The organism is Kitasatospora sp. NPDC127067 (assembly GCF_042724755.1).
Classification (GTDB): Bacteria; Actinomycetota; Actinomycetes; order Streptomycetales; family Streptomycetaceae; genus Kitasatospora; species Kitasatospora lactacystinica.
Genome location: NZ_JBHXEM010000057.1, coordinates 46511 through 53113, shown reverse-complemented (window position 1 = coordinate 53113; position 6603 = coordinate 46511). Strand labels below are relative to the sequence as shown.

General features: G+C 71.9%; 6 protein-coding genes and 2 tRNA genes. 6 read left to right on the top strand and 2 right to left on the bottom strand.

All coding sequences use genetic code 11. The features are described from left to right. Positions 1-197: 197 nt before the first annotated feature. Positions 198-611: an SsgA family sporulation/cell division regulator gene (locus tag ACFWJ4_RS22880; protein WP_030056266.1), complete on the bottom strand. Its 414-nt coding sequence runs from the start codon at positions 609-611 to the stop codon at positions 198-200. 194 nt (positions 612-805) lie between these two features. Here ACFWJ4_RS22880 and ACFWJ4_RS22875 point away from each other — a divergent pair, with 194 nt between their 5' ends. The 3 genes from ACFWJ4_RS22875 to ACFWJ4_RS22865 all read left to right on the top strand — a co-directional run bounded on the left by ACFWJ4_RS22875 (position 806) and on the right by ACFWJ4_RS22865 (position 1695). Continuing rightward, entirely contained in the window at positions 806-1264 is a 459-nt protein-coding gene (locus tag ACFWJ4_RS22875) for a TIGR02611 family protein (protein ID WP_380546502.1), read from the top strand. A 78-nt stretch (positions 1265-1342) separates the two neighbouring features. Further along, a tRNA-Val gene (locus ACFWJ4_RS22870) sits at positions 1343-1414 on the top strand. Positions 1415-1623: 209 nt separating this feature from the next. Beyond that, a tRNA-Val gene (locus tag ACFWJ4_RS22865) sits at positions 1624-1695 on the top strand. A 79-nt stretch (positions 1696-1774) separates the two neighbouring features. On the opposite strand, the gene ACFWJ4_RS22860 is transcribed toward ACFWJ4_RS22865, so the two are convergent. After that, positions 1775-2542, bottom strand: coding sequence for an exonuclease domain-containing protein (locus ACFWJ4_RS22860; RefSeq protein WP_380546500.1), 768 nt, complete (start codon positions 2540-2542; stop codon positions 1775-1777). Positions 2543-2708: 166 nt separating this feature from the next. Here ACFWJ4_RS22860 and ACFWJ4_RS22855 point away from each other — a divergent pair, with 166 nt between their 5' ends. From ACFWJ4_RS22855 to thrS, 3 genes are all read left to right on the top strand, one after another. Beyond that, entirely contained in the window at positions 2709-3266 is a 558-nt protein-coding gene (locus tag ACFWJ4_RS22855) for a DUF4365 domain-containing protein (RefSeq protein WP_359914486.1), read from the top strand. A gap of 32 nt (positions 3267-3298) precedes the next feature. Then, positions 3299-4462 (top strand): hypothetical protein, encoded by a 1164-nt coding sequence (locus ACFWJ4_RS22850; protein WP_380546498.1) that lies wholly within the window; start codon positions 3299-3301, stop codon positions 4460-4462. 88 nt (positions 4463-4550) lie between these two features. Next, positions 4551-6530, top strand: coding sequence for a threonine--tRNA ligase (thrS, locus tag ACFWJ4_RS22845; RefSeq protein WP_380546496.1), 1980 nt, complete (start codon positions 4551-4553; stop codon positions 6528-6530). The last annotated feature ends 73 nt before the right edge of the window (positions 6531-6603 follow it).

Below are 6603 nucleotides of genomic sequence, written 5' to 3'. Positions count from 1 at the left end.
CCCGTGAGGGTGGCCGGCCTCGGTGCCGGGCGCCTGCGGTGCTGTGGACCCGCTCCGGTGGGAGCGGACCCGCTCACCGGCCCCGAGGCCGCGATGTGCGCGGCTGAGTCCGCTGCCGTGCCCCCGAGTAGGACGGCTGCGATGAGGCAGGGGGTAGGGCCCCGCCGACGGCGGGGCGTGACCGCCTCCGGATGGGGTCAGCTTTCGGCGAGGATGTGGGACAGCTCCCGGTCGAGGTCGAAGTGACGGTGTTCGGTGCCGGGGGGCACCGCGGCGTCCGTCCGCTTGAGGAACGACTCAAGCGCTCGGGCCGGGGCCTCCAGCAGGGCTTCTCCTTCCGGAGAGCTCAGTGCGATGCAGACCACCCCTTGCCCGTGGCTGCGCGACGGCCACACCCGGACGTCGCCGGTACCAGTGGGTCGGTGCAGCCCCTCCGCGAGGAGATCTCGGGCGAACACCCACTCCACGGTCTCGTCGGCGCCTGTGTGGAACGTGGCGTGCACGGCATAGGGGTCGGCGGTGTCGTAGCGCAGGCCCGCGGGGACGGGCAGTGATGACTCGCTGGACACGATGAGGCGCAGGTGCAGCTCGCAGCTGACCGTGGTGTTCATAAGCGCCATGGCCTTTCGCTCAGTGTGCGCTCGGGGAATCGCACGTCGGCGAACGGACCATCCCACCCCCAAGACCGATGTAAACCCCTCTGTCCCGATTCGGGCGCGAGTCGTACCCCTTACGGCGCATTGCGGAATCGCCCCGCAGCGGCCGGGCCGGGCATTACCCGGCGCTTCTTGGTTAGTTTCCTGGCATGACTGTGCGAAACGACAAGACGGCCGGGAACACGGGAACGGGTGAAGCGGCTGTGGCGGTTGACGCGGCCGGCGACGGCGGACGGGCGGTCGGATCGCGGGCCCCGGCCTTCGTCCGCCGCTCGCCTGCGCTGCACCGGGTCTGGCAGGTGGCGATCTTCCTGGCGGGCCTCGCCGTGGTGGTGCTCGGGCTGATCATGCTGCCGCTGCCCGGCCCCGGCTGGCTGGTGATCTTCCTGGGCATGGGGATCTGGGCGACCGAGTTCGTCTGGGCCCAGCTGGCCCTGCGCTGGACCCGCCGCAAGGTCGCCGAGGCCGCCCAGCGGGCCATGGACCCGCGGGTACGGCGCCGCAACCTGACGCTCACCGCGATCGGGCTGGCCGCCCTCGTCGGGGTGGGCGGCTGGTACTTCGCCCGCTACGGCCTGGCCGTCCCCTGGCAACTGGACGGGAGCTGACCCGCCCGGACGCGGGGCCGCGGGCGAGGAGCGTGTTCGGAGCACCCTCCGGGATGCGGTAATGTTTTCTCTGCACCCGGGCGATTAGCTCAGCGGGAGAGCACTTCGTTCACACCGAAGGGGTCACTGGTTCGATCCCAGTATCGCCCACCGGAATGCATTGTGATACGTGAGGCCCAGCCGATTATCGGCTGGGCCTCACGTGTATTTCCGGAATCCGCCTGAAGGGCCGCCGGTAATCGACTGAGGGACAGTCACCTTCCCTGCGGGGTGCGAGTTCTGCGGAGGCGTCGGCGGTACCCGGAACGGGCGAGTTGTACGACCGGCCCCGAATGGTGCTAGAGTTCTTCTCGTTGCCCGGGCGATTAGCTCAGCGGGAGAGCACTTCGTTCACACCGAAGGGGTCACTGGTTCGATCCCAGTATCGCCCACCGGACAGCACGCAGGCCCTGACCAGGAAACCGGTCAGGGCCTGCGGCGCGTTTCGGGCCCGGAACGCCGGGCCGCGCCTTACGCCGCCGCCTCGCAACGGTGCTCCGGCTCCAACCGGCGCCCGCATCCGCACCGGGCCGGCCGCAGCGGCCAGGACAGGTCCACCCGCTCCGGCGTCCCCGAGCGGTCGAACCAGTTCTGCAGCCCGCGTGCCTGCGCCGCGTGCCAGACCGCCTGCCGCAGGTGCAGCTCCGCCGCCGACAGCCCGCCGAGCGCCGCCGGGTAGCGGGAGCCGATCCGCCGGGTCAGCGCCAGTGCCGCCGCCGCGTCCGCCGCCGCGTCGTGCGCCCCGGCCAGGACGACGCCGTAGTGGGCGCACAGGTCGGTCAGTGTCCGGCGGCCCTTGCGGTAGCGGTCCACGTGCTTGTCCAGCACCCGGGGATCCAGCACCACCAGCCCGGACGCCGCCAGCCCCGCGGTCAGCGTCAGCCCGTGATGGCGGCGCAGCTCCCGGTCCAGCAGCGTCAGGTCGTAGGGCGCGTTCATCACCACCACCGGACGCCCGGCCCGCGCCTCGGCCGCCAGCGCCCGGGTGACCTCCGCCACCACCGTGCGGGCCGGGCGGCCGTGGGCGCGCACCTGCTCGTCGGTGATGCCGTGCACCGCGCGGGCGCCGTCCGGGATCGGAACCCCCGGATCGGCGAGCCAGGTCGTGGTCCGGGCCGGCTCGCCCGGCGCGAGCTGGACGACCAGGGCGGCGGAGACGATCCGGTCGTTCTCCACGTCCACACCGGTCGTCTCGGTGTCGAAGGAGGCGAGCGGGCCGGTGTACCAGTGCTGCTGCATGACTGCCCCTCAGACGAGCGTTGCGCCCGGTTGATACCCGGTTCTGACGCCCCTTCAACCCGTTTGGCCCAAGCCCGGCCGGGGATCCTGCCCATGACTGTCCCGTTCGAATCGACCGGCCCGTCCGGAACGGGACGGGCCCGGAACCGGGGGAGGGCACGGGGCGATGGCACTGACCCAGCCGCAGCCCGAGGAGGCAGCGGCGGCCGTACTGCGCGGGAACCTCGCGGTCACCGCCTGCATGGAGACCCTGCAGGTCGGCTACCTGCACGCGGTCGCCGCCGCGGCCGGCTGCTCGCTCTCCCAGCCGTTCCCGGACAACGGCATCGACTGGCACGTCAGCCACGGCTCCCGGGCGCACGAGGTGGACGACGAGGTCACCGTCAAGATCCAGCTCAAGGCCACCCAGCAGGTCGCGCCCGACCCGGCCGGGCCGTTCTTCAGCTTCACCCTGGACAACGACCACCTGCGCAAGCTCGCCCGGCCCCGGGTCGCGGTGCCGCGGATCCTGGTCGTGCTGCTGCTGCCGCGCCGGGTCGACCAGTGGCTGCGGGCCCGCCCGGACGCCCTGGAACTGCGGCACTGCTGCTACTGGGTCAACCTGGCCGGCCACCCGGTCACCGGGCAGCGGCGCACCAACGTCCGGGTGCCCACCGCCAAGGTCTTCGACGACCGCGCGCTCTGCGACATCATGGCCCGGGTCGGCGCGGGCGGCAGCCCGTGACGGCCCGGGCCCGGCAGGGAGGAACCGGACCCATGACACCGCCGCACGCACCGGGCGAACCGGCCCGGCCCCTGCCCGACCCGGCCACCGTCGACCCGACGGTCCTGGCCACCCTGCTCGCCCGGCACGGCTGGGTCCGCCGCGGCGGACCGGCCGCCCGGTACGGACGCTGGACCCCGCCCGACGACGAGCCCGGCACCAGCCTGCTCGTCCCGGCCGGGGACGGCTTCGACGACGCCGTCGAACTCCTCGCCGACGCGGTCACCGCGCTCTCCCGCTCCCGCACCCCCTCCGCCCGCTCGATCCTGCTCGCCCTCACCGTCCCCGGCGACGAACTGCGCTGGCACCGCGAACCGTCCGGCCCCGCCGGGGCCACCCCCTGGGACGAGGCCGAGCGGCTCCGGCGGGCCGCCCGCGGGATGCTCGCCGCCGGCGCCAAGGCCGCCCGCACCAGGGCCGGCTACTTCGGTGCCCGGCTGGACGCCCTCGCCGGGGACTTCCTGGACCGCGTCCTGCTGGTCGAACAGGGCGCCGTGCTCACCGCCCACACCCCCGCCCCCGAGGGCCGCGCCGCCGTCACCACCCTGGTCCGCGCCCTGGAGGCACTGCGCGACGCCGTCGACTACCGCCGGGTCAGCGGCGGGCCCGAGGCCTTCGGGAACGCCGTCCGGGCCGGGGTCAGCCGGGAGCTCGTCCGGTCCGTCGAGGAACTGGTGCGCGACGCGACGGCCGCCCGGCTCAGCGTCGCCTGGTCACCCGCCGCCGGGACCCCGGGCGGCTTCGGGGACCGCCGGATCGACCTCGACTTCTCGCCCGGTGACCTGCCCGCCCTGGCGGAGGCCGCCGAGCTGCTGGAACGGATCGAGCCCGCCGTCGACGTCACCGTGGTCGGCGTGGTCACCCGGCTCAAGCGCGCCGACCCGGCCGGTCCCGGCTCGGTACGACTGCGGGTGCTCACCGGTGCCGAGGTCCGCGAGCTCAAGCTCCGGCTGCCCGACCCCGACTACCGGCTCGCCGCCGAGGCCCACCTCGCGGGCCTGCCGGTCCGGGTCTCCGGCCGGCTGGACCGGCACGGCGGCTTCCGCCGGCTGACCCGCCCGCACGGACTGGAACTCCGCCGCTGGGAGGAAGGGGACCGCGAGCGGCTGCTGAAGGCGCTCGGGGAGAAGGCGGAGCGAGAGGGGGAAGGGGCGTAGGTGGACGGCGGGGGCGGCGCTCTCGGTACCATCGTCACGCGCAGCGCAGTGTTGCGTCCTCTGAAATCCAGCACGTCAGGAGAGACCGGTGACGGACGTCCGGGTAATCATCAGCCGCGAACCCGATCGGGAAGAGCGCGTGGTGACGACGGGCACCACGGCCGCCGAGCTCTTCGCCGACGACCGCTCGATCATCGCCGCCCGCGTCGGGGGCCAGCTCAAGGACCTCGCCTACGCCGTCCAGGACGGCGACGAGGTCGAGCCGGTCGAGATCGGCAGCAAGGACGGCCTCGACATCCTGCGCCACTCCACCGCGCACGTCATGGCCCAGGCCGTGCAGCAGCTCTACCCCGAGGCCAAGCTGGGCATCGGCCCGCCGGTCAAGGACGGTTTCTACTACGACTTCGACGTCGAGAAGCCCTTCCACCCCGATGACCTCAAGGCCATCGAGAAGCGCATGCAGGAGATCATCAAGCGCGGGCAGAAGTTCTCCCGCCGCGTGGTCACCGACGAGTCCGCCCGCGAGGAGCTGGCCGCCGAGCCGTACAAGCTCGAACTGATCGGCCTCAAGGGTTCCGCCGCCACCGCCGGCGAGGGCGCCGACGTCGAGGTCGGCGCCGGCGAGCTCACCATCTACGACAACCTGGACGCCAAGACCGGCGAGCAGTGCTGGGGCGACCTCTGCCGCGGCCCGCACCTGCCCAGCACCCGGAACATCCCGGCGTTCAAGCTGATGCGCAACGCGGCCGCCTACTGGCGCGGCAGCGAGCGGAACCCCATGCTGCAGCGCATCTACGGCACCGCCTGGCCGACCAAGGACGAGCTCAAGGCCCACCTCGACTTCCTCGTCGAGGCCGAGAAGCGCGACCACCGCAAGCTCGGCAACGAGCTCGACCTCTTCTCCATCCCCGAGGAGATCGGCTCCGGCCTCGCCGTCTTCCACCCCAAGGGCGGCATCATCCGCCGGGCCATGGAGGACTACTCGCGCAAGCGGCACGAGGAGGAGGGCTACGAGTTCGTCTACACCCCGCACGCCACCAAGGGGAAGCTCTTCGAGAAGAGCGGCCACCTCGACTGGTACGCGGACGGTATGTACCCGCCCATGCAGCTCGACGAGGGCGTGGACTACTACCTCAAGCCGATGAACTGCCCGATGCACAACCTGATCTTCGATGCGCGCGGCCGCTCGTACCGTGAACTTCCGCTGCGCCTCTTCGAGTTCGGGACGGTGTACCGCTACGAGAAGTCCGGCGTCGTGCACGGCCTGACCCGTGCCCGCGGCTTCACGCAGGACGACGCGCACATCTACTGCACCCGCGAGCAGATGGCGGAGGAGCTCGACTCCACGCTGACCTTCGTGCTCAACCTGCTCCGCGACTACGGTCTGACCGACTTCTACCTGGAGCTGTCGACCAAGGACCCGGTCAAGTACGTCGGCAGCGACGAGACCTGGGAGGAGGCCACCCGCGTCCTGGCGAGCGTGGCCGAGAAGCAGGGCCTGCCGCTGGTCCCGGACCCGGGCGGCGCGGCCTTCTACGGCCCGAAGATCTCGGTGCAGGCGAAGGACGCCATCGGCCGCACCTGGCAGATGAGCACCATCCAGCTGGACTTCAACCTGCCCGAGCGCTTCGACCTGGAGTACACCGCCGCGGACGGCTCGCGCCAGCGGCCGGTCATGATCCACCGGGCGCTGTTCGGCAGCATCGAGCGCTTCTTCGCGGTGCTGCTGGAGCACTACGCCGGCGCCATGCCGCCGTGGCTGGCCCCGGTCACCGTCACCGGCATCCCGATCACCGACGAGCACGTGCCGTACCTGCTGGAGGTCGCGGCCGAGCTGAAGAAGCACGGGATCCGGGTCGAGGTCGACACCTCGGACGACCGCATGCAGAAGAAGATCAGGAACGCACAGAAGACCAAGGTGCCGTTCATGCTGATCGCCGGCAACGACGACGTCGAGGCGGGTGCGGTGTCCTTCCGCTACCGCAACGGCGAGCAGAAGAACGGCGTTCCGCTGGCGGACGCGGTTCAGGAGATCGTGGATGCGGTGAAGAGTCGCATCCAGGTGTGACGTAGGCCCCGCGTTCGCGGGGATGGCGCGGGGCAGGCTCTCGACGAGTCTGCCCCGCGCGGCTTTGCAAGCA